The sequence below is a fragment of the Saccharospirillaceae bacterium genome (assembly GCA_022448365.1).
Lineage (GTDB): Bacteria > Pseudomonadota > Gammaproteobacteria > Pseudomonadales > Oceanobacteraceae > Bacterioplanoides.
Genome location: JAKVCS010000003.1, coordinates 977549 through 1001239 on the forward strand (window position 1 = coordinate 977549; position 23691 = coordinate 1001239).

The following is a 23691-nucleotide window of genomic DNA, read 5'->3' on the forward strand; positions in this document are numbered from 1 at the left end:
CGACTATTAATAACGAGGATGAGAGGTCGTCAGGTTTTTCCCTGTATCTCCAGTGCTCTCTGGTACAGCGCCTTTTTATTTTCACCACTGATATCAGCAACAATCGCAGCCGCTTTTTTCGGTGGCAGTTCGGCCAGTAATAAACGAAATAATTTATCGATATTGACGGCAGAATCACTTTGCGGATGTTTATTACCAGCAACCATCACGACAAATTCGCCTTTCTGCTGGTCCGAATCGACTTGTAGCTGCTGCAGAATGTCGGGCAAGGTACCGTGATAAAAACTCTCGAAAGTTTTGGTCAATTCACGGGCCACACACGCTTCGCGTTCTTCACCAAAAACGTCTGCCATGACAGCCAGAGTATCGAGGATACGATGCTTGGATTCATAGAACACCTGCGTCGCAGTTTGTTGCACCAAACTTTCAAGGCGTTCTTTTTTTGCGCCACTCTTATGAGGCAGGAATCCTTCAAAGGTGAAACGATCGGTTGGTAAACCCGCGGCCGATAATGCAGTAATAACCGCGCTTGCGCCCGGCACGGGAATGACCTTAAACCCTTTCTGGCGCAGTGCCTGAACCAACGGGTAACCTGGGTCAGAAATCAACGGCGTTCCGGCATCAGAAACCAGCGCCATGGTACGACCACCGTTTAAGTGTTCTGCTACCTGATCAATACGATCACGTTCGTTGTGATCGTGAACCGATAACAAGGGTTTTTTCAGTCCAAGGTGCTGAAGTAATTTTTGGGTATGTCTGGTATCCTCGCAAGCAATCAGATCAACCGCAGTCAACACCTGACGGGCACGTTCGCTCAAATCGGCCAGATTACCAATCGGGGTGGCCACTACAAATAAGGTGCCGGACTGCAACAGTGGAACAGAGGTCATGCGGGGAAACTCTTCAATTAACAGATTGGGCCAACTCAGATCACCGGCATGGCGCGCCTGGTCATTGGCCATTGGTCTTGGGTTAAGCAGTGTTGCCGGACTCAGCGGTTGCAGCACAACACCTGACTATCCTGCATCCGGTCTGAATGAACAAACCGTTGGCCAGTCGAATCAGGAATTGTTGACCACCGCGTCCACCAGCCTGCAGAACGGCGAGTTTCGCAATGCTGCGCTGCAATTGCAACTCTTGTCAGAAAGACAACTAAGCGGCAGCGATCAGCTGGAATACCTGTTATTGGCAGCGGAACTGCAATTACTTGATGGTGATCCGCAACAGGCTTCCCTTTATCTGAGTGATGCACAGAATCAACAACAATTCGCTACCGCGGCACAAGATCGCCGGTTCGGGCTGCTCAAAGCTGCGGTTCTGGAGGCGCAACAACAGTTCCTCGCTGCCGCCCGCGAACGTGATTTCCTCAGCGCTATTCTTCTGCCAAACGAGCAGCTGCGTAATCATAACCAGATCTGGCAGGACCTGATGCAACTGCCGGAAGTCGAGTTATTGGCCTGGGCAGAAAAGTCGCCACAGACCCAATTTGGTCACTGGTTGCAACTGGCGGCGATCGTCAAGAACTCTCGCCTCACGCTGGATGAACATCTCGCCGAGCTGGATCAATGGCGCACAACCAATCCCGCACATCCAGCAGCGTTGCAACTGCCAGGTGGTCTGGCCATCCTTGCAGATATCGCCGCCGAACGGCCCACCAATATTGCTCTCCTGTTACCCTTATCCGGCCCACTGAAAAAGACGGGTAGCGCGGTACGAGATGGCTTTATGGCGGCGTATTATCAGTCACTGAACAAGGGGTACGATATCCCTGCAATTCGCATCTATGACTCGCAACAATACAAAGACATTGATAATGCCTATTCAGATGCCCAAACGAATGGTGCCCAGTGGCTGATCGGACCGTTCAATAAACTGTCGGTTCAGGCGTTGCAGCAACGTGAATCATTACCCCTGCCAACATTGGCGTTAAATTATGGTGAACGCGCTCAGCACTACGCCAATGAAGAAATGGCACAGACCGAACAACAACCGGCAACCAATCTTTATCAATTTGGCCTGGCGGCAGAGGATGAGGCGGTACAGATTGCCCAACAAGCCTGGAATGACGGTCATCGTCGTGCACTGGTGATGATGCCTAAAGGAGACTGGGGCCAGCGTATCTATGCCGCGTTTGAACAACGCTGGCTGGAACTCGGCGGTGAAATTGGTGAACAGCGCTATTACAGTAATCGCAAAGATTACAACCCGGAAATTAAGGCCCTGTTAAACGTGGATGATAGCCAGAAACGTTTCAAAACCATGCGTCGCATTCTGCGCCAAAACACCGAGTTTGAACCCCGTCGTCGCCAGGATGTTGACTGGGTATTTATGGTGGCATTGCCAAAACAGGCGCGTCAGATAAAGCCTACCCTGGCGTTTAATTTCGCTTCAGATTTACCCGTTTATGCCACATCCCACGTATTCTCAGGTGTGGTGAATAAACGTAAAGACCGTGACTTAAACGGAATTCGTTTTTGTGATGTGCCCTGGTTGTTAGAGAGTAGCGAGCTTCATCAACAACTGGAAAATACACTGGAAAACGGTCAGCGTGGTTACGCCAGGTTGTACGCTATGGGCGTTGATGCGTTTCGTTTATTGCCGCGCCTGAAACAACTGGAAGCCTTCCCGAACAGTCAGGTGTACGGCAGCACCGGCGCACTGACGCTGGATAAACAACGCCGCATTCACCGCAAAACCGAATGCACACGCTTCCGTTCCGGTAAGCCCGCGCGCCTAGCTGTGCGCTAACAAACGCCCGTTATCCCGTTTAACCAACACAAGGACGTGTTATGTGGTTCAAATCTTCTTCCGGCAAACAGCCAGATGTCACTCAGTCGCGGCAGCTGGATGCCAGAAAGCCGCAGCAGAAACGCCACTACGGTGAGGGCATCGAGCAACTGGCTGAGAACTGGCTCATGCAGCAAGGGCTTGAGCCCATCGAGCGTAACTACGGTATAAAAGCGGGTGAAATTGATCTGATCCTGCAACATGAGCAAGTATTGGTGTTCGTTGAAGTACGCTATCGTGCCGACGATAAACACGGCAGTGGTGCCGAATCAATCACTTACCAGAAACAGCGCAAATTACGCAAAACCGCAGAACATTATCTGCAGAAGCAGTTTGGCAATACGCCACCCGATTGCCGTTTTGATGTCATTTCTGCCAGCGGCAATCCGGTGGTGTTCGATTGGATCAAAAATGCCTTCTGATCGTTTTCTCAGCCAATAAGAATGACTCTTAACGGCTATTCAGCGCCGGGCTTTTTCTTTATTATTGCCGCTTATATCTATGGAGTTCAGCTGTGTTAGAACGAATCATCGGCCACTTTGGCGCCAGTATCGAAACCAAAATGTTATCCGCAGAAGAGCTACCGCCCTACATCGAACAAGGTGGCCAGGTTATGGTGCAAAGCTTGGTCAGTGGCGGAAAAATTCTGACTTGTGGTAATGGTGGCTCTGCCGGTGACGCACAGCATTTCTCTTCTGAACTGCTCAACCGTTTTGAGCGCGAGCGTCCAAGCCTGCCCGCAGTGGCGTTAACTACCGACCCGTCCACCATCACTTCGATTGCTAATGATTACAGCTATAACGAAGTCTTTTCGAAACAGATACGCGCCCTGGGTAATCCGGGTGATGTACTGCTGGCAGTGTCCACCAGCGGTAACTCAGCCAATGTTATCCAGGCAATACAAGCGGCTCATGAGCGTGAAATGACGGTCGTTGCGCTGACTGGCAAAGACGGTGGTGGGATGGCTTCACTACTCACCGCCGAAGACGTTGAAATTCGCGTTCCCAGTGACATTACCGCTCGCATTCAGGAAGTCCACCTGGTTGTGATTCACTCGCTGTGTGATTTTATCGATTGCTCTCTGTTTGGCGAAGAATAAGCGGTTCAGCTAGTACGAATAGCCGAAGCACCGGGTTGATGTTTCGCAGGAATCGCAAGTTCAATGAAGACGGCTGGCAGAGACTGAGGTCTATTTGGCTCAGACTCAGTCAGTCGCAGCAATCCGGGCAGTTTTCGCTTTTCGATAATTTCCAGTTGCGCCATTCAGCCCCAGCAGCATCAAACGTCATGAGTTTGCCTACGGCTGGCTTACCGATATCAGCGATCAGCTTTAACGCCTCTATTGCCTGCATGCTGCCGATCACACCAACCAGAGGTGATAGCACACCATTTTCAGAGCAGGTCAGCTGCTGATCATCCAGATCGGAATACAAGCAGCGATAACAAGGGGACTGCGCCTGGCGCGGATCGAACACCGTAATCTGGCCGCTCAGTCCAACGGCTGCGCCAGAAACCCAGGGAATTTTGTGTTCCAGACAAGCCTGATTTAACAGATAACGAATATTGGCGTTGTCTGTACAGTCAATAATCAGATCGATGTTTCCAGCAGACAGCGTTTTTGTTAACCAAGCAAGATCGGCGCGTTGCTGTAACGCTGTCACATTGCAATCTGGATTCAGGCGCAGAGCATCTTCTTTGGCCGACTCAACTTTGGCTTTACCAATATCGTCAGTACCGTGAGCGGTCTGACGCTGCAGATTGGATAACTCCACCACATCGTCATCCACCACCATTAATTCACCCTCACCAGCGCCAACACCGGATGCGGCTAAATACTGAATCACCGGACAACCCAAACCGCCAGCTCCGACCACCAGCACCCGGGCGTCGAGCAGCGCCTGCTGCCCTTCGATGTCCATTTGTGGCAACAAAATATGGCGGCTGAAGCGCAAGAGTTGTTGGTCATTCATAATTTTTTCCCGCCAGAGATTCTCGGATTACCACCCAGATCTTTGCGATTCTCAACCTGAGTAAACCCATGTTGCGTTAATAAGTCACACACAGCTTCAGCCTGCTGAAAACCATGCTCCAGCAACAGCCAACCACCATCATTAAGATACTCAGGTGCCTTGGAAATAATATGCGCCAGATCAGCCATGCCGGCATCTTCAGCCACTAATGCCGATTTGGGTTCAAAGCGCACATCACCCTGATCCAGGTGGGGATCATCACCATCGATATAGGGTGGATTAGAAACAATCAGATCGAAGCTCTGAGCCGCTACAGCCTGGTACCAATCGCTCAGAATAATGTTCGCGTTGTTGAGACCCAATGTCTGTTGGTTAGAACTCGCTAACACCACAGCCTCTGGCTGAAAATCAGCACCAATGATCTGCCACTGCGGGAATTCTGAGGCAAGCGCTAAAGCAATCGCACCGGTTCCGGTACCTAAATCCAATGCCGAAGCCAGAGATGGGAATTGCTGCTGCGCTGCCAGATCCAATACCCACTCAATCAGAGTTTCGGTATCCGCGCGTGGAATCAACGTCGAAGGTGCCACTTTAAGTGGCAACGACCAGAACTCACGCTGGCCAAGAATGTATGCCAGCGGTTCGCCACTAAGGCGCTGCTCGAACAGGGAATTCACCCGAAAGCACTGCTCATCCGTCAGTACTTTATCTCCCCAGGTGTAAAGATAGGTTCGGCTTTGCTGCAGCACATGAGTAAGCAAAAGTTGTGCATCCAACAATGCCGACTCTTGACTGTGGCTATCGTGACCAGCGGCTTGTAACTGCTGCCTGGCTTGTTTCAGCCACTGATCAATGGTCACGTCAGACATAGCAAAGCCTTAGTTACCCGCCATTTCCGCCAACAAGTTTGCCTGATGCTCCTGGATCAGAGGTTCAATCACCGGAGACAGATCACCCTGCACAATTTCATCCAGCTTATACAAAGTCAGATTGATGCGATGGTCGGTAACCCGACCTTGTGGGTAGTTATAGGTACGGATACGTTCGGAACGGTCACCGGAACCAACCAGACTTTTACGAGTCGCCGCTTGTTCCGCATGCGCGGCCTGCATTTGCGCATCGCGCAAACGGGTCGCCAGTAACGCCATCGCTTTGGCTTTATTTTTGTGCTGGGAACGCTCATCCTGACATTCCACCACCACGCCAGTTGGCAAGTGAGTTAAACGAATAGCAGAATCGGTTTTGTTGACGTGCTGACCACCGGCACCTGAGGCTCGGAAGGTATCAATACGCAAATCATTTTTGTTGATGTCCACCTCTTCCTCGCTCTCCACTTCAGGCATGATGGCCACAGTGCAGGCAGAAGTATGGATACGACCCTGGCTTTCAGTTTCCGGGACACGCTGTACCCGGTGAGCGCCGGATTCAAATTTCAGGCGCGAATATACGTCAGTGCCAGAAATACGGGTGATGACTTCTTTAAAACCACCGTGCTCTCCTTCGTTGGCGCTCATAAGCTCTGCACGCCAGCCCTGAGTTTCAGCAAAACGGGTGTACATACGGTATAAGTCGCCAGCGAAAATAGCGGCTTCGTCCCCCCCGGTTCCGGCACGAATTTCAACGATCACGTTACGACCATCATCCGGATCTTTTGGCAGCAGTAGAATTTCGATTTTGGCCGTCAGATCTTCAATCTCACCCTTGGCACTTACCAATTCTTCTTCACCCATTGCTTTCATGTCCGGGTCAGAATCCTGGGCCAGTATCTCGGCTTCTTCCAGATTTTCCTGAGCCTGCTGATAATCTCCAAAGGTATTGGCGACTTCCTCCAGCTCGGCATATTCCTTGGATAACTTGCGGAACTTGTCCTGGTCGCCAATCACGTCGGGATCGGATAACAGATGGCCAACTTCTTCGTAGCGGTCGCGCAGGTGTTCAAGTTTTAGCAGGATAGATTCTTTCATGACTGTTCTTATGGGGTTATTGGTCGGAATCCGGCGCCGAGTTCAGCTCAAACAGCTCACGGGTCCAGTCCAGTGCTTCCAACCGTCCTTCGGCCCCGGCTTTACGCAGGGATTTGGTTGGCGCATGTAGTAATTTATTTGAGAAGGTATGAGCAAACTGTCGCAATACTTTTTCCGCATCGCCACCGTTTTGTAATTGTTTCAGCGCTTTTTGCAGCTGATCGTCTTTCACCTGATCAACGTGAGTGCGTAAATCGGTCAGTGTGTTGACCGCGTCCAGAGTTTTCAACTCTCGCATATAATGCTCGACACCGGACAGAATTAACTCTTCTGCCTGGCGAGCCGCGTCTTCGCGAGAACGCACATTCTCTTCAATTATGTCGCGCAGATCATCTACGGTATACAAGTAGACATCCGATAACTCAGCCACTTCCTCTTCGATATCACGTGGTACAGCGATATCCACCATAAACATCGGCTTATGACGACGCTTCTTCAGCGCTTTTTCCACCGCACCTTTACCTAAAATTGGCAGCGGACTGGCTGTCGATGAAATAATGATGTCGGCATCGGCCAATGCCGTCGGGATGTCTTCGAGTAACACCGCTTCGGCTCGGAATTCTTTTGCCAGATTTTGCGCCCGCGCCAGGGTTCGGTTTGCCAGCGTCATATTCTTTACACCGGCCTGATGTAGATGTCGGGCCACCAATTCTATGGTTTCACCAGCACCAATCAACAACGCACGGCTATCACTTAAATCGGCAAAAATATGTTGCGCCATACGCACGGCAGCAAAGGCTACGGACACCGGGTTTTCACCGATGGCAGTATCCGTCCGTACACGCTTGGCGATAGAAAAGGTCTGTCGGAACAAACGACCCAGTTCGGTCCCTACAGTACCGGCTTCCTGAGCGACGGCATAAGCCGATTTCATCTGTCCGAGAATCTGTGGCTCACCCAGGACCAGTGAGTCCAAACCGGAAGCAACGCGCATCGTGTGTTGAACTGCATCGTCATCGCCCAGGCAATACAACGAACCATGCAATTCTGCCAGCTCGATGTTGTGGTGCTCCGACATCCACTGAGTCAGAATCGTTCGTTGCTGTTCTTGCGGCAGCGAGGCGTCAGTATCCATCGCAGAGGAGTAATAAATCTCGGTACGATTACAAGTCGACAGGATCACCACTTCAGACACCGGATCCAGTTGTTGCACCTGATTAAGCACATCTGACATCTGAGCCGGATCGAAAGCAACGCGCTCGCGAACCGAAACCGGTGCCGTCTTGTGGTTAATGCCCAGTGCCCAGATACCCATACTGCTGAAGTAGCCCCACGTTAAAAAGCGCCGATTATAAACAGCTATTCAGAGCTTTGCTGCTGAAATCTTTGACTTAACTCGCTATCTGACCGTAAATATGGCCAAAGACTCTGATATAACGAGTTTGAAAGCGATATTTGACATGGAACATCACATTGAGGCCGTTTGTGACATTACGCCTGCTTGCTCTTATTACTTCTACATCCCTGCTGATTAGCTGTGCTTCTTTTTCGACAACAGAATTGTCGAGTCCACAGCAAACGGACCAGCCGTCCCAGACTGATAGTTCTGCCCGGTCCGAAACCGTCGAGGTCTATCGGCCAATTCCCGCAGACACCCTGTATTCGCTGTTAGTAGCCGAAGTCGCAGGCCAACGTCAGCGCTTTGATATTTCGCTTTATCATTACATGGATCAGGCACGTAAAACGCAGGATGCGGATATTTCAGAACGCGCGACCCGCATCGCTCAGTACGTTGGCAGCAGCGAGCTGGCCGACGAAGCCATTACGATATGGCTCAGCAGCAAGCCAGAAGACCCGGCAGCGCATCAGGCCGCAGCGCAACTGGCGATGGACAGTGGTCAATTCGATGAAGCGCTGAATCACCTGGAAAGCTTGTTTCAACTTGCACAAATCAGTCAGTTTGATTATCTGGCGGCTAACGCAGCACGACAGCCAGAGACCCGTAAGCGCCGACTTCTCAAAAGCCTGGAGAGCTTATCTGACCAATATCCACAAAACGCTAATCTGTTTCAGGCGCGTGCCATCATAGAACAGCAACTGGGGATGTATGACGAGGCATTAGCTCATACAGATTATGCGGTGTCTCTGCAGCAATCTTATCTGAGTGCCAAGATCCAGAAAGCCCGCTTGTTGGCACAAATGCAACGCGTTGATGACGCCATCGAATGGCTCGATGAACTGGAGGAAGAAAAGCCGCAACACAAAGGGATCGCTGTTCTGAAAGCAAGGTTGTTATTGCAGCAGCGTCGAATGGATGAAGCGCTGCAAGCTTTCGCTAATCTGAATAGTAATTTTCCGGATGATATGGCGATCTTGTTATCACTGGCACTTTTAGAGGAAGAGCTGGGCGATAGCGACACAGCCAAAACACACCTGCAGCAATTGCTAGATTCCAACAGCCATGAAAATGAAGCGAACTTCTACTTGGGTAACATTGCCCGGGAACGGGGCGATAAGGAAACGGCTCTTAGCCATTATCGTTTGGTGAAAGGCGGCCGCGAGTTTCTTGCAGCACACTTGCAGGCATCCGAGCTGATTGCTGAGCTTGAGGGTCTGAACGCTGCCAGAGAGTATCTTAACGAATTGCGTGGCGCCTACCCGCAGCAGACAACCCCGCTTATTCGTATCGAAGTACAGTTGCTGACCAATGCCGATGAAAAAGAAGAAGCAATGATACTGTTGTCTCAGGCACTCACAGTTGCTCCACAGGACTACGACCTGCTCTATACCCGCGCGATGCTGGCCGAGCAATTGGACAATCTGGAATTACTGGAACAAGATTTGCGTTTCCTGATCAGCTTGAAACCTGACCATGCCGAAGCACTGAATGCATTGGGCTACACTCTTGCAGACCGGACGGACCGTTGGGATGAAGCCCTGCCACTGGTAGAAAAGGCGCTATCACTGTCACCAAACAACCCGGCAATTATAGACAGTCTCGGCTGGATCTATTTTCGCAGCGGCGATTTCGATCGTGCCCTGCCATTGTTGAAGCAGGCCTTTGAGATTCTGGTTGATCATGAAATTGCAGCACATTACGGTGAAATTCTATGGATTACGGGGGACAAAGTTCAGGCTCGGGCCGTGTGGCAACAGGGACTGAACAACAAACCCGACAGTGAAATCATCCAGCGTACGCTTGAGCGTCTGAATGTTGATAACCCACCTCAGGCTCAATCCGAATAATATCTATGATCACTCGTTTTATGCTTTTAATGCAGTTACTGATACTCAGCAGCTGCACTCTATTATCTCCGCAAATAGGGCAGCAAAGCCTGCAACAACAGCTTTCAGAAATTGATAACTGGCAGGTCCGAGGTAAATTATCGGTTACTTCGCCACATGATAGTATCACCGGCTATCTGACCTGGAATCAGCAAGATAGCGATTACCAGCTGTTTATTACCGGACCGTTCGGCCAGGGGTCTTCGCAATTAAAAGGTAGCGACGACATTGCAGAGTTGCTGCTACCCGGCTGGGACCAACCACAACAAGCCAGCAGCGCTGAACAGTTAATGCTGACTTATATGGGCTGGAAGTTTCCGGTGAACGATGTTCGTCACTGGGTTAAAGGACAACCTGCACCTGGCGATCACGCTGACACCCGGTTTGATGAATCAGGTCTGTTGCAAGAACTCAAACAACACGGCTGGCAAGTACGCTACTCCCGCTACAGTAAGCAACAAGGTGTCTGGCTACCGGGCTTGATCAAGGTCACCGGCCATCACTTTCGTTTTGTATTTTCGATCAAAGAATGGACCATCAATGGCTGACTCTATGACTGCCGACGACTCAATACCCGAGTGGCTGACCGTTCCGGCGCCCGCCAAGCTGAATCTGATGTTACACATCACCGGTCGTCGTGAGGACGGCTACCACAACCTGCAAACCTTGTTTCAATTCATCGATCGTTGCGACGAGCTTAGCTTCCGCAAACGCGACGATGATCGATTAACCCTAGAACCTTGTATAGAGGGTGTTGAATTCGAGGACAATCTGATTATCCGAGCCGCACGGGCGTTACAGACCAAAACGAATAAAACGCTGGGTGCCGATATTCGTCTGCAAAAGATTCTGCCAATGGGCGGCGGTTTGGGCGGAGGTAGCTCCGATGCGGCGACGACACTTCTTGCTTTGAACACAATCTGGGAACTGAGTCTGTCTTTTGATGAGCTGGCTGAGATTGGTCTGACCCTTGGAGCCGATGTACCGGTCTTTGTTCGTGGCCAAGCCGCATTCGGCGAAGGTATTGGCGAAGTGCTTACCCCAACGCCTGAACTGGATGAACCCTGGTACCTGGTCGTAGTGCCGCAAGTCCATGTTAATACAGGGAAAATTTTTTCAAATAAATGTTTGACACGAGATACACCGATCATTAATATACGCACCGCGCTGAGGCGAGAGGGAAACAACGACTTCCAAGACGTTGTTTCGAAGCTTTATCCAGATATCGGTAAAGCATTGAATTTGCTAAACAAATTCAAACTTGCTAAGCTGACGGGCACTGGAGCTTGCATATTTTCAAGCTTCGGTTCTGAGAAAGAAGCTATCGAAGTTTCTGATCAGCTACCGGCTGAATATGTGTCGTTTGTAGCCAAAGGAGTTAATACTTCGCCGGCTCACAGGATATTATTCAGACCGTCTTAAAAGTTGGGGTGTCGCCAAGTGGTAAGGCAACGGGTTTTGATCCCGTCATCCGCAGGTTCGAGTCCTGCCACCCCAGCCATCTTATTCTATTCTTATCTGTTACTGACTTATTGCATCAAAGGGGACAACCGTGTCTAAGTTGATGGTATTTACCGGCAATGCCAATCCGGAACTGGCCAAACTGGTCGTTGAACGTCTTGATATTCCCCTCGGTGAAGCCACCGTTGACAAGTTCAGTGACGGAGAGATTACCGTTGAGCTGCAGGAAAACGTGCGTGGTAAGGATGTATTCATCCTGCAACCCACCTGCTCGCCAACCAATGACAACCTAATGGAAGTTTTGTTGCTGGCCGATGGTCTGCGCCGGGCTTCGGCAAGTCGTATCACCGCTGTTGTGCCTTATTTCGGCTACGCACGTCAGGATCGTCGTCCACGCTCAGCACGTGTGCCTATCAGCGCGCGTGCGGTTGCCGACATGATGTCGGGTGCCGGCATCGACCGTGTACTAACGGTTGATCTTCATGCGGACCAGATTCAGGGCTTCTTTGATATCCCGGTAGATAACGTCTACGGCTCCCCTATCCTGATTGACGATATTGAGCGTCAGAACTACGAAAACCTGGTCGTTGTTTCACCCGATATAGGCGGTGTTGTTCGTGCCCGTGCGGTAGCCAAACAGTTGGGTGTGGATCTGGCCATCATCGACAAACGTCGTCCAAAAGCCAACGTCTCAGAAGTTATGCACATCATTGGTGATGTAAAAGACCGCACCTGTATTCTGGTAGACGATATGGTTGACACCGCCGGTACCTTGTGTCAGGCAGCAAAGGCGTTAAAAGAATTTGGCGCAAATAAAGTTGTCGCATACTGTACCCATCCTGTATTATCCGGCCCCGCTGTTGAGCGCTTGGCCTCGGCAGAACTGGATGAACTGGTTGTTACTGATACCATTCCTCTGACAGAAGCCGCTCGTAACGTTGGCAGCATTCGCCAACTGACGATCGCAGGTCTTCTGGCAGAGTCGATTCGTCGAGTAAACAACGAAGAATCCATCAGTGCGATGTTCCGTTAACAGGTTTTCCGTTAGGAACCAATAACAGAAGTCACTGCACATTAAGATTTTTACACCGCCTGAGCTGGTCGCAAGCTTGGGCGGTTTTCCGTACTGAGAAGTACATTTATATAACCTTGATATAGGAAAGAACCATGTCAGAATTTTCTCTGAATGCAGTAGTTCGTGAAGATGCGGGGAAAGGTGCGAGCCGCCGCCTGCGTCGCGAAAATGGCGTACCAGCTATCGTTTATGGCGGTAAAGCTGGCGGTAACGACCGTAAGCCTACTGCAATTACCATTGCTGCAAATGAGTTAAACAAAGCTCTGGAAAACGAAGGTTTCTACAGCTCTATTATCACCCTGAACATCGGTGATAAAGCTGAGCAGGTAATCCTGAAAGATCTGCAACGTCACCCGGCTAAACAGCTGATCTGGCACGCTGACTTCCTGCGTGTGAACAAGAGCACTAAGATCAAAGCTCACGTTCCACTGCACTTCCTGAATGAAGACAGCTGTGTTGGCGTAAAACTGGGCGGTGGTAAGATTTCTCACCAGCTGACCAGCCTCGATATCATCTGCGCTGCAGGCGACCTGCCAGAATTCATCGAAATTGATCTGGCTGACGTTGAAGCTGGTACCGTTATCCACCTGTCTGATTTGAAACTGCCTAAAGGTGTTGAGTCTCTGGCTCTGTCTCATGGTGAAGATCATGACACGTCTGTTGTTACTGTTGCTGCTGCAAAAGGCGGTGCTGATGACGAAGAGGAAGGCGAAGAAGCAGCTGAGTAATATCAGTCTGCAGACCTTGTCTGAAAAAGCGGAGCATGTCTCCGCTTTTTTATGCCTGATTGTTTTGTAAACGTTGGAATAAAGTCATGTCTGATATTCAGCTGATCGTTGGTCTGGGAAACCCTGGCACCGAGTATGAGAGCACCCGTCATAATGCCGGAGCCTGGGTGGTTGAGCGCCTGGCCGAAAGCTATCGTATTCCATTATCTGCCGATAAAAAGTTCTTCGGGAAAGCGGGCAAAGGGATTATTGATGGCAAAACAGTCTGGCTGCTGATCCCAACTACCTTCATGAATGCCAGTGGCAAAGCTGTTCAGGCATTAGCCAACTTCTACAAGCTGACTCCAGAACAGATTCTGATCGTTCACGATGAACTGGATCTGCCAACCGGGACCGCTAAATTCAAACAAGGCGGCGGTCATGGTGGACAAAATGGATTGCGTGACATCATCTCTAAATTAGCGAACAACAAGAATTTTCATCGCCTGCGGATTGGCATCGACCACCCGGGTGATAAGAACAAAGTTACGGGCCATGTGTTGGGTAAAGCCAGTAAAAGTGAGCAGCAAGCCATCGATAATGCGATTGATGAAGCAATCCGCGTCATTCCTTTTGCTCTGGCAGGTGATATAGCCAAAGCGATGAATCGACTTCACTCGTATAAAGGGTAAAATACCCGAAAATTTTCATCTGAATTTAAATATTTTATTAGCAGGAATCTGATATGGGCTTCAAATGCGGCATCGTGGGTCTTCCCAACGTCGGTAAATCGACTCTGTTTAATGCTTTAACCAAGTCAGGCATTGGCGCAGAAAATTTCCCTTTCTGCACCATTGAGCCGAACAGCGGTATCGTGCCTATGCCGGACCCTCGCCTGGATGCATTAGCTGCCATCGTTGATCCTGAGAAAGTCATTCCAACCACCATGGAGTTTGTTGATATTGCCGGGCTGGTAAAAGGCGCTTCCAAAGGTGAAGGCCTGGGTAATCAGTTCCTCGCTAATATTCGCGAAACGGATGCCATTGCGCACGTCGTCCGCTGCTTCGAAGACCCCAATGTGATCCATGTTGAAAACACCATCAACCCGGCAGACGATATTGATGTTATCAATCTGGAGCTGATCCTGGCAGACCTCGACAGCGCGCAAAAACAGCTGCAGCGCGTTACCCGCACCGCAAAAAGTGGTAATAAAGACGCCGTCGCCGAAAAGGCGCTGCTGGAACGTATCGTAGAGCATTTGGAAGGCGATCAACCGGTTCGCACGATGGAATTGAACGACGACGATCAGAGTCGCATACGACTATTCCACATGATCACGATCAAACCAACCATGTATATCGCCAACGTGGCGGAAGATGGTTTCGACGATAATCCACATCTTGATGTGGTTCGAGGAATTGCTGCGAATGAAAATGCCGTCGTTGTGCCGGTTTGCAACAAGATCGAGCAGGAAATTTCTGAACTGGAAGATGCCGAAGACGTTGCCATGTTTCTTGAAGAAATGGGCCAGAGTGAACCGGGTCTCAACCGGGTTATTCGAGGCGGTTATGAGTTGTTAGGGCTGCAGACGTATTTCACTGCCGGCAAAAAAGAAGTGCGCGCCTGGACCGTGAAACAAGGTGCTACTGCCCCTCAGGCAGCGGGTGTGATTCACACCGATTTTGAACGCGGTTTCATCCGTGCTGAGACCATGTCTTACGATGACTTTATCGCTCATAATGGCGAATCTGGTTGTAAAGCTGCAGGGAAGTTGCGGGTAGAAGGCAAAGATTACATCGTGAAAGATGGTGATGTGATGCATTTCCTCTTTAACGTGTAACTCAAACCTTAAAAATGCCACCCCGAGGTGGCATTTTTTGCTCCAGTGACCTCATTATCTTTACTTTGATCGTTTGGCACATAAAAACGCCAAACTGTTCAATAAATTAGCAAAATCGACTCGCCAAATAATCCATACTCTTTCTATAATTCCTGTTTGAGATTAAAACGTCCACACGGAGAGTATCGATGAACGCCTATTCAAAGACCGCACTCGCGGCAGCCATTACCACTGCATTGACCGCTTGCAGTAGCGGCTCCACCAGCAACGATGACAGCCAACCGTCGAATAATGGTAGCGATGACAACCAACAGACTGAAGCCGTTACTGTTGAACGCGTCAGCCTGACGGGGCTGGCGGTAAAAGGCAACGTGCTCAACGCACAGGTTGAGATGTTCAAAATTCTGAACGGGACTGTGGACACCACCGCTTTTGCAACAGGAACCACCGACTCCAATGGACGTTACAGCCTGCTGGCTGTGTCTGAAACACCCTACAACGGACCAGCACTGGTAAAAATCAGCCACCGTACGGGAGCTAAAATGGTGTGTGATTCACCTGCTGGCTGTGTTGGTACGCAACAAGCTGATGATCAGCAGGCTCCTGATGGCATTCAGTTCAACGAATTATTCGATCTGCCAACCGATTTTGAAATGACTGCGATTTTACCGCGAGTCAACACTAGTAAAGAGACTGAACAGGTATTTTCAGCCAACGTTACCTCCCTGACCCATGCCTCTGCGCAGTTTGTTTCATCACAAAGCACCATTGATGAAACTCTGATTCGTCAACTCAACAACCGCATCCGAACCATGTTTGGTTTAAGCGGTAATGTTGACCTATTACTGACTGAACCGACCGACGTAACAAACAGCGATGTCACAGCGGATCAGGCTGCGCTCTACGGCTCATTGACTGCTGCACTGGCGGACATTGCCAAACAAAAAGATATTACGGTTGGAGAAGTATTAAATCAGTTTTCCAACTCGCTATCGGCGGAAGGCCAATTGCTATGGAATAACAAAACAGATACCAGCAAGATATCCATTGAAGAGATTCTCGCTGCAGCTCAACGCGTTATTACAGAGCTCAAGAGAAACAGCAGTTCTGACTTTACTCTCATCGATCAGGTTGTGGTCGGAGGGATCACCAACGCCAATGGCCGTCCGGGTGATGGCCCTGGCAGTATCAGCGACTTTAATCCACCGACCGCCATCCCTCCGGCAAATCAGCAAATTATCGTGGGCAATCAGGCGATACTGTCAGGCTCAAGCGATCAGAGCGACGTTAGCTACAGCTGGTCAAAGATCAGCGGCCCAGTGATCCCGGATGTTAGCTTTCCTGTCACGGCACAAAACCTGGACATTACCCCAAATATCGCCGGAGATTATGAGTTTGACCTGACCGTCTCGAAAGCGGGCCAAACCGGATCAGCTCGTGTACGAGTTACGGTTGAGAGCCTTCCAGGTGCGGCATCTTTGGTTGCTGGTAAGTACTCGTTACTTGCAGGAACTGCCGATTTTGCCGTCAATGATCCTGGCACATCAAACCGATCACTCGCACTTGAACTCGGTACAGAGCGCACAACAGGCTTTGAGTTAGAGGCGGGATCAGGCAGTAACCTGACGTTGAATTTTGATGGCACAATAGAAAATGATTGGGATTTAACCCAATCGTTCACCACAAACGCAGTGTTTAGTGGAACAGATGCGCCTAAATCTACAATTTCAGGTAACTTATCAAATGCCGATATTGATACTGGGGCCGGGTCGGAGCCAGGAGAAGTTGACTCGGAGGGGAATATCTCAATTGATGCGGGCGCCGACTTAAACATAGAGAGTGACCGTATTAATTACTATTTTGCGCGCAGGGTCGACCTTGTTGAGGTAGCACCTGGCAGTTACGTATCGACTCAGCTGGCCCGAGAGTCGGAAGTTGGTAAAACGGCGGACAACCAACCGGACTTCAGTGATCGAAAACGTGAAAGTACGATTGTTGATACGCTGATATTTAACAAGGATGACGGAAGCTTTACCGGAACGAATATTCAACCTGAGTATGGCGTAATCAGTGTTGAGTTAGGATCCGATGAGTCAAATGGCCAAGCGATTGCGTCGGAGCTGCAAACCTGGGAAACCGTTGCTACTGATAGTGGTTTCAACCTCAAGCGAAAAACCGATTCCAGTCTGAACAAAGTTGGCCGGATTATTTCAAGATTTTCAGCAGGCTTGACCTTCGACGGCAACACCTACACGCAGATTACCGATCCGACTCTGCGCGATTCAGTGACCAGCAACAAAGACACCAGCGGTGAAGCAAACGATAGTGATGCTCTACCAGCATTCTTCCTCTCCGATGGAAGTTCGCTATTCAATATTCCCTCGTCTCTGCTCGATGAAGTTCTCGATGGATACAGTAATGCCAGCGCGATTTTTGAAGGCTTATTCAGCCCGCAGGGCGAGGTGATTAATGTCAATCTGATGGTGAAAGGGTCTCTGGGCCAGTTCAATGGCACAAACATCGTTACTCAGGTTCTCAACCGTAATATCGGGGTTGCGATCGATAACGCAGATCCGGGGACCATTAGCGGAGAATATCGCATCCAGGGAATTGAGTATGGCATTCGCAAAGGTAGCCCTGGCGTTCAGGTCGCTGCTCTGAATGGCACACTGTCATTCAATGGCTCTGCGGCTGAATTTGATGTTCAGTCGGATGACGTGAGTCTGGTTACGGAAAACAATTTCTTCGGTGTAAACGTTACGGGTGAGCGAAATAGTGGCACGGTCACTGTCACAACGGCGGCGAATGGTCGTATTACGCTCAGTGATATTGACACCACACTGGAAGGTTTCGTCAGCACCGATAAAAAACGCATGGTATTGCGCCTAATTAGCAAAGAGGCAGTAGACAGTGCCAATGCGCCTGCAAGTCAGGCAGATGAAGCGCGCCATGGCTATGTTATTGCAACGCTGATCGAAGATCAGACCGCCCAGTAACGAACCAATGACTGCCTACTTAAGCCCTGCTGGTAACAGCAGGGCTGTCTCAGTAGTCTGTTATACAATTCTCCGGATTAGTCAGCACAAACACGATTGCAACAAATCATCTCGGTAATCAAACTCAATGCAGTTACCCGATTGAGTTATACTATGCGCCTTTTGAGCTATCTCAGTGCGCATTCCACTTCCCTTCCTACTTGCCTTTCTGTCTGCCATTCCACCACTGGCGATTGATATGTACCTGCCCGCAATGGCACTGATGGCGGGTGATCTCAGGGTTGATATTCATCAAGTTGAACTATCGGTGAGTACTTTTTTAATAGGTTACGCCATCGGCCAGCTATCCGGCGGCCCATTATCGGATCGCTTTGGCAGGCGACCTGTGATCATATTAGGCTTGTCGTTATTTTCGATAGCCAGTTTGCTACTGATTACTGTTGAATCTTTACAGAACTTATTGGCACTTCGGGTGTTTCAGGCAGTTGGCGGGGGAATCGCCACTGTTAATTCAGCTGCCGTTGTCCGTGATCGCTATCAAGGCAACGATATCGCTAAAACGCTGTCGATGGTTGCCATGATCATGATGTTGGCTCCACTTATCGCACCGATGCTAGGTTCTCTGGTGGTGAAGTTTGGGCACTGGCGGGAGATATTTACCTTCCTTTCTATCTATGCAGTATTGGTACTGATAATACTGACGTGGCAACTGGAAGAAAGTCACCCGAAGGAGAATCGCCAAAAAGCGTCACCATGGCAGAACTACCTGAGGGTAATCCGCCACCGAAGGGCCAGAGGATTTATTTTGTCGCTGGCGTTTGCCTTCGCCACCATGTTTGTTTTCATCACCGCATCACCGTATTTATATCTGGAGTATTTCAACCAACCTCCGTCAGTGTTTCCCTGGTTATTTGGCTCCAACATCGTTGTCATGATGACAATGAATCGGCTGAATATGGTGCTGCTCAATCGTTATAGCAGTAAGCAGTTATTGACCATGGGAATAATCATTCAACTTCTGGCAATACTGAGCCTTGTGATGCTCTACCTGGTGGTTCCCCCATCGTTGTGGATTACCGTGCCTTTGATCGCTCTTGCTGTCGGAAGCCTGGGATTGATTGCTGCAAATGCCATGAGCCTGGTTTTGCATTACTTCCAGGATATCAGCGGTTCAGCCACCGCGTTAATTGGAGTAACCGAATTTTGTATAGGTGCACTGTTTGGTTACTTCTGGACCCTGCTGCATAACGCAACCCCTTTGCCGATGATGGTGATCATGGCTGTCTCTGCGATATTAGCTCTGCTATTTGCCTTGAGGGCCAGCAAATCGGCTGAGGAAAGCTGCTAACGTTTCATTGATGAAACAATCTGATTCAGTTATGACCTCTAGTACTGACCACTCAGGTAGACCAGAATGAACATTCAGTCACAATCACAGAAACTTATGGACAAACGCGAACAGATACTCGATGCAACAGCCGACCTGATTGCCGAATGTGGGCTGCAGGCCAGTCCCATGTCAAAAGTTGCTAAAAGTGCCTGTTGTGGCGCAGGTACGATTTATCGCTACTTTGAAACCAAAGATGAACTGGTCCAGGAGTTGTTTGTTGACCTCGTCCAACGTCTGTCGTCCGAGTGTCTGCGCGAATACGATGAGACTGCTTGCATAAAGATGCGCTTTTCACGTTTCTGGGGGAACTTTTACGGTTACATGTATTCCAATCCCAGAGATTGCACGCTGATGGACCAGCTTTCTGCATCGCCAGCAATATGCGGTGATTTTAAAGAAAAAGCGATGGAACAAATGTATAGCCTGCTGCACCGCATGTTGGATGATGGTAAAGAGCAGCAGCTATTCAAAAATTTGCCCAATGAAACATTAATCATGTTCATCTATGGCAGCCTGACAACCATTGCCAAGAAACAAAACACCATGCCAGAGAAATTGGCTGGTCAGTTTGAAACCGATGATTTACTGAACCTGTGTTGGGATGCCATTAAGGCATAACACACCAAATACCAAGAGCTACCGAAAAACCAATTAGAGCATTGTTTTACGCTAGTGAATGAATATTCACTCTTAAGCAAACAGACCAGGAGATTACGATGAATACAAGCGCTGTCGCAGAACCAGTCACCAACAAACCTGATACTATTCGTCCGGCGCAGAAGCCGCGCGTCGACACAGGGTACTATGAAATGCTGACACAACTGGCTCTGACCAATAAACGTCGCCAACGAGCAGCCTGATTGTCAGGCTGTTCTAGTGCAGTATTGCACCCTCACCGTTGTCGGTAACGGCAAACGCAGCCGGTAAAACCGCCAGACGATTAACCATCAGTACACTGTGGTCAGGAATGAGGATATCCCCCTCCGCGTTGATCAAGGGATCGAGTAAGACGCATGTGGCGTCGATAGCATCCAAGCCAACAATGATCGCCAACGGTGCACCAAAGTGAGTATTCAGCGACACCAGATCGCCGATTTCCAGTTCTTCCCGCTCGGTGATTACGTCATCTGCCAGTAACTCGTCTAACGGTCTTGGCGTTTGGAAACGATGCAGTGCGACTAATTGCACAATTCCCTGGACCACATCATCATTCAAATCCAGTTCAATGTCCGGACGATCATTGGTATCAACGACCCGCTCTATTAGATCTAAAAACAGGCTACTGTCTTCCTCCGACCAACGCAGGTCCTGGGGTTCATAGCAGGGAGATTTAGAGGGGAAACTGACGTCCATAGGTACTTCGGCAACATCGCCGCCAGCGTCCGCAGGCATCAATAAACTGACAACATTTATTCCCTGCTGCTTGGTCTGGCTGATTCGCCAAAACAGGGGTTGCATCTCTGCATTCATAGGGATCACTCCTTAGTCTTCGCTTACACCGGTTTACAGGTTCTCGAACGATGAAACAAGGCATCCTCTTTGGTTTGCATACTTTCTATATATCAGCCAAGTCACGCAGAAACAAGCACTAACTGGTCGCATTCTCGTGTACAGATGATAATATCGGCAAAAAAATAATCCGCTGTGGATCGTTGTATAAGGAAGAAACATGAACCTGATTTCTCAAACCGCCATCGCCACATTGGCCCTAGTGCTGCTCAGTGGTTGTTCCAATAAAATTGCTAACTTTGAAGCCATTAGCCAAACCGCAAAGCGCGACGCCGCCGTTGCCGATGAGTCTGCAGCGCGCACGATCCAACACGCTCAGTCCAAAATTGATCTGGCACGCAGTGAAAAACTGGAGTTTTATGCTCCACGCCACCTCGAACTGGCTCAGGAGCAATTGCTCGAAGCACAAGAGATGCACACCGGCGGAGAGCCCGATGGCCCGGTTAAAACCGTTGCAATGACTTCAATAAGAACACTGGACGCAGGCCTGGAGACCAAGCGTAATATTCTCGAGCAACTGAAACCGACGCTTGATCACCGCGGTGTTCTGCTGAAAATCAAAGCCGACCAGTTTTTCCCCACTGACTTTGCCGGCCTGGAGCAGACGTTACGTGAAATGATTGACCTGATGGAAGACAGCCAGACCCTTGAAGTTCGCAAACGTCAGAAAGAACTGCTGGCACGCATGCACCAGGTTGAAGTCAACACCATTGAATACATCCAGCTGAAACCCGTAAAAGATCAACTTGAACGTATTGATGCCAGAGGCGGCTCATCCGTTGCCCCGATCAGCTGGGATACAGCACAAAAGGCTTTGATGCAGAGTCAGGCATTAATCGCTAAAACGCCGCGAGCCAAGGGAGCAATCGCCAAAGCCACCGTCGCAGCAACACGCGCTGCAGAGCATGCGGCTGTGATTACTGATTTGAGTAATGAAATTCTGGATGCTGACTCTGATGTGGCAGAAGGTATTGCTCTGCGTATGGAACGCTGGTTGTACCGTATTAGTGTGGCGCTGAAACACGACGACATTCGGCACGAACCCTTAGCTGATCAGGCAGCAGAATATGCCAGTGCGATCGAGGCAGTGATGCGCAATAAATAAACGAAACAAAAATCAATCACAGGCAGTATCGCAACTGCCTGTTCTCCCTTTCGTTCAGTTAACTATCGCAGGTCAAAAAGTAGCAATTTTCCCTTCTGCCAACGTATAATGCCCCGCTTTTTTCAGCAGTAAGGGCGGTCTTCCGCCTCGATACATCCATTTCACATGACAGAGCAGGCTATGACAGAGAAGGCGAAAAAGCTTTTTATCAAAACCCACGGTTGCCAGATGAACGAATATGATTCTGCGCGCATGGCCGATATGCTCGGTGAAAGCCATGAAATGGAGCTGACCACCAATCCGGAAGAAGCGGATGTTATCCTCCTCAATACCTGTTCAATCCGTGAAAAGGCCCAAGAGAAGGTATTCCATGAACTGGGACGCTGGAAGGGACTGAAAACCTCTAATCCAAACCTCAAGATTGGCGTGGGTGGCTGTGTTGCTTCTCAGGAAGGCGATGCCATCATGAAACGGGCGCCATTTGTCGACATGGTATTTGGCCCGCAAACGCTTCACCGCCTGCCGGATATGGTCAATAAAGCAGACAATGCCATCAAAATCGTCGATGTGACTTTCCCGGAGATTGAAAAGTTTGATCACCTGCCACAGCCAAAAGTAGAAGGTTGTAGCGCATTCGTCTCGATCATGGAAGGTTGTTCCAAGTATTGTACATTCTGTGTTGTACCCTATACCCGTGGTGAAGAAGTCAGCCGTCCTCTGGCAGACGTTTTAAAAGAAGTTCAGTCACTGGCTGATCAGGGCGTACGTGAAGTCAACCTGCTCGGACAAAACGTAAATGCTTATCGTGGTGACACAGTCGATGGTGATGTTGCTGATTTAGCGGAATTAATTACCGAAGTTGCTGATATTGAGGGCATCGACCGAATTCGCTTCACAACATCGCATCCGCTGGAATTCAGTGACAGTCTGATTGATGTGTATGCAGAAGTACCAGAACTGGTCAGTCATATCCACCTGCCGGTACAAAGCGGCTCAAACCGAATTCTGGCAGCGATGAAGCGTGGCCACGAAATCGATATCTATATTGATAAAATCCGACGTCTGCGTGCATTACGTCCAGACATCTCCGTCTCATCCGATTTTATAGTTGGCTTTCCTGGCGAAACGCTTGAAGACTTTGAAGATACTATGAAGCTGATTGAACAAATTGGTTTTGATACATCGTTCAGTTTTGTTTACAGCTCACGCCCAGGTACCCCGGCAGCTGACCTGGAAGACGATACGCCAGAAGATGTGAAGAAAGACCGCCTGCGTATCCTGCAAGCCCGCATCGTTCAGCACGCACAGCAGATCAGCCGTCGTATGGTCGGTAACGAGGAAACGATTCTGGTTACCGGAGTATCCAAGAAAGACCCGGGCGAGCTGCAAGGCCGTACCGAAAACAATCGTGTGGTGAATTTCCGTCACCATGACCACGATATGATCGGTAAGTTTGTTAAAGTAAGTATCGAAGACGCGTATCCAAACAGCCTGCGCGGCATCGTACTGAATCCGGAACTGGCTTATTGATTTGTCACATGACAATCATCGAACCTAGAAAGAGGCAACAGAGACCCTTTTGAGTACAGAGACTCCTGTAAA

Annotated in this window: 22 protein-coding genes and 1 tRNA gene; 17 read left to right on the plus strand and 6 right to left on the minus strand. The window is 49.6% G+C overall.

Going from position 1 to position 23691, the window contains the following annotated elements:
* Positions 1-29: 29 nt before the first annotated feature.
* Positions 30-890, minus strand: coding sequence for a 16S rRNA (cytidine(1402)-2'-O)-methyltransferase (rsmI, locus tag MK185_08170; protein ID MCH2040594.1), 861 nt, complete (start codon positions 888-890; stop codon positions 30-32).
* Positions 891-954: 64 nt separating this feature from the next.
* Here rsmI and MK185_08175 point away from each other — a divergent pair, with 64 nt between their 5' ends.
* The 3 genes from MK185_08175 to MK185_08185 all read left to right on the plus strand — a co-directional run bounded on the left by MK185_08175 (position 955) and on the right by MK185_08185 (position 3886).
* A complete protein-coding gene (locus tag MK185_08175; protein MCH2040595.1) occupies positions 955-2748 on the plus strand; it encodes a penicillin-binding protein activator in 1794 nt (597 codons plus the stop codon).
* Between the two features lie 41 nt (positions 2749-2789).
* The gene (locus MK185_08180) at positions 2790-3209 is read left to right on the plus strand and encodes a YraN family protein (protein ID MCH2040596.1); all 420 of its coding nucleotides are present in this window, start codon (positions 2790-2792) and stop codon (positions 3207-3209) included.
* Between the two features lie 140 nt (positions 3210-3349).
* A complete protein-coding gene (locus MK185_08185) occupies positions 3350-3886 on the plus strand; it encodes a phosphoheptose isomerase (protein ID MCH2040597.1) in 537 nt (178 codons plus the stop codon).
* A gap of 109 nt (positions 3887-3995) precedes the next feature.
* On the opposite strand, the gene moeB is transcribed toward MK185_08185, so the two are convergent.
* The 4 genes from moeB to hemA are packed head-to-tail and all read right to left on the minus strand — an operon-like array spanning position 3996 to position 8036.
* The gene (gene moeB / locus MK185_08190; GenBank protein ID MCH2040598.1) at positions 3996-4757 is read right to left on the minus strand and encodes a molybdopterin-synthase adenylyltransferase MoeB; all 762 of its coding nucleotides are present in this window, start codon (positions 4755-4757) and stop codon (positions 3996-3998) included.
* The gene (prmC, locus tag MK185_08195; GenBank protein MCH2040599.1) at positions 4754-5617 is read right to left on the minus strand and encodes a peptide chain release factor N(5)-glutamine methyltransferase; all 864 of its coding nucleotides are present in this window, start codon (positions 5615-5617) and stop codon (positions 4754-4756) included. Before prmC ends, moeB begins: the two co-directional genes overlap by 4 nt.
* A gap of 18 nt (positions 5618-5635) precedes the next feature.
* Positions 5636-6721, minus strand: coding sequence for a peptide chain release factor 1 (gene prfA, locus MK185_08200; GenBank protein ID MCH2040600.1), 1086 nt, complete (start codon positions 6719-6721; stop codon positions 5636-5638).
* A gap of 16 nt (positions 6722-6737) precedes the next feature.
* Positions 6738-8036, minus strand: a complete 1299-nt coding sequence (gene hemA, locus MK185_08205) for a glutamyl-tRNA reductase (protein MCH2040601.1) — start codon at positions 8034-8036, stop codon at positions 6738-6740.
* Positions 8037-8206: 170 nt separating this feature from the next.
* Between hemA and MK185_08210 the strand changes: the two genes are divergently transcribed.
* From MK185_08210 to MK185_08265, 12 genes are all read left to right on the plus strand, one after another.
* Entirely contained in the window at positions 8207-9967 is a 1761-nt protein-coding gene (locus tag MK185_08210; GenBank protein MCH2040602.1) for a tetratricopeptide repeat protein, read from the plus strand.
* Positions 9968-9972: 5 nt separating this feature from the next.
* On the plus strand, positions 9973-10554 hold the full coding sequence (gene lolB / locus MK185_08215; GenBank protein MCH2040603.1) for a lipoprotein insertase outer membrane protein LolB: 582 nt from the start codon (positions 9973-9975) through the stop codon (positions 10552-10554).
* Positions 10547-11428, plus strand: coding sequence for a 4-(cytidine 5'-diphospho)-2-C-methyl-D-erythritol kinase (gene ispE / locus MK185_08220; protein ID MCH2040604.1), 882 nt, complete (start codon positions 10547-10549; stop codon positions 11426-11428). Before lolB ends, ispE begins: the two co-directional genes overlap by 8 nt.
* 4 nt (positions 11429-11432) lie before the next feature.
* Positions 11433-11507 (plus strand) — tRNA-Gln (locus MK185_08225).
* A gap of 51 nt (positions 11508-11558) precedes the next feature.
* Positions 11559-12500 (plus strand): ribose-phosphate pyrophosphokinase, encoded by a 942-nt coding sequence (locus MK185_08230; GenBank protein ID MCH2040605.1) that lies wholly within the window; start codon positions 11559-11561, stop codon positions 12498-12500.
* Positions 12501-12634: 134 nt separating this feature from the next.
* A complete protein-coding gene (locus tag MK185_08235) occupies positions 12635-13270 on the plus strand; it encodes a 50S ribosomal protein L25/general stress protein Ctc (protein ID MCH2040606.1) in 636 nt (211 codons plus the stop codon).
* Positions 13271-13356: 86 nt separating this feature from the next.
* Complete coding sequence (gene pth, locus MK185_08240; GenBank protein ID MCH2040607.1) at positions 13357-13941, plus strand: aminoacyl-tRNA hydrolase; 585 nt, start codon at positions 13357-13359, stop codon at positions 13939-13941.
* Positions 13942-13994: 53 nt separating this feature from the next.
* Entirely contained in the window at positions 13995-15089 is a 1095-nt protein-coding gene (ychF, locus tag MK185_08245; protein MCH2040608.1) for a redox-regulated ATPase YchF, read from the plus strand.
* Positions 15090-15277: 188 nt separating this feature from the next.
* Positions 15278-18085, plus strand: coding sequence for a hypothetical protein (locus MK185_08250; GenBank protein ID MCH2040609.1), 2808 nt, complete (start codon positions 15278-15280; stop codon positions 18083-18085).
* Positions 18086-18260: 175 nt separating this feature from the next.
* Positions 18261-19433: a Bcr/CflA family multidrug efflux MFS transporter gene (locus tag MK185_08255; GenBank protein MCH2040610.1), complete on the plus strand. Its 1173-nt coding sequence runs from the start codon at positions 18261-18263 to the stop codon at positions 19431-19433.
* Between the two features lie 96 nt (positions 19434-19529).
* Entirely contained in the window at positions 19530-20093 is a 564-nt protein-coding gene (locus tag MK185_08260; GenBank protein MCH2040611.1) for a TetR/AcrR family transcriptional regulator, read from the plus strand.
* 98 nt (positions 20094-20191) lie between these two features.
* The gene (locus MK185_08265) at positions 20192-20335 is read left to right on the plus strand and encodes a hypothetical protein (GenBank protein ID MCH2040612.1); all 144 of its coding nucleotides are present in this window, start codon (positions 20192-20194) and stop codon (positions 20333-20335) included.
* Between the two features lie 13 nt (positions 20336-20348).
* Here the strand turns inward: MK185_08265 and MK185_08270 are convergent, their stop codons facing one another.
* Positions 20349-20945, minus strand: coding sequence for a hypothetical protein (locus MK185_08270; protein ID MCH2040613.1), 597 nt, complete (start codon positions 20943-20945; stop codon positions 20349-20351).
* 199 nt (positions 20946-21144) lie between these two features.
* On the opposite strand from MK185_08270, the gene MK185_08275 reads away from it, so the two are divergent.
* Together MK185_08275 and miaB are read left to right on the plus strand one after the other, a co-directional pair.
* A complete protein-coding gene (locus MK185_08275) occupies positions 21145-22089 on the plus strand; it encodes a hypothetical protein (protein MCH2040614.1) in 945 nt (314 codons plus the stop codon).
* A 180-nt stretch (positions 22090-22269) separates the two neighbouring features.
* Positions 22270-23619 carry a tRNA (N6-isopentenyl adenosine(37)-C2)-methylthiotransferase MiaB gene (gene miaB, locus MK185_08280; GenBank protein MCH2040615.1) on the plus strand — a complete coding sequence of 450 codons (1350 nt, stop codon included), beginning with the start codon at positions 22270-22272 and terminating at the stop codon, positions 23617-23619.
* Positions 23620-23691 lie beyond the last annotated feature (72 nt).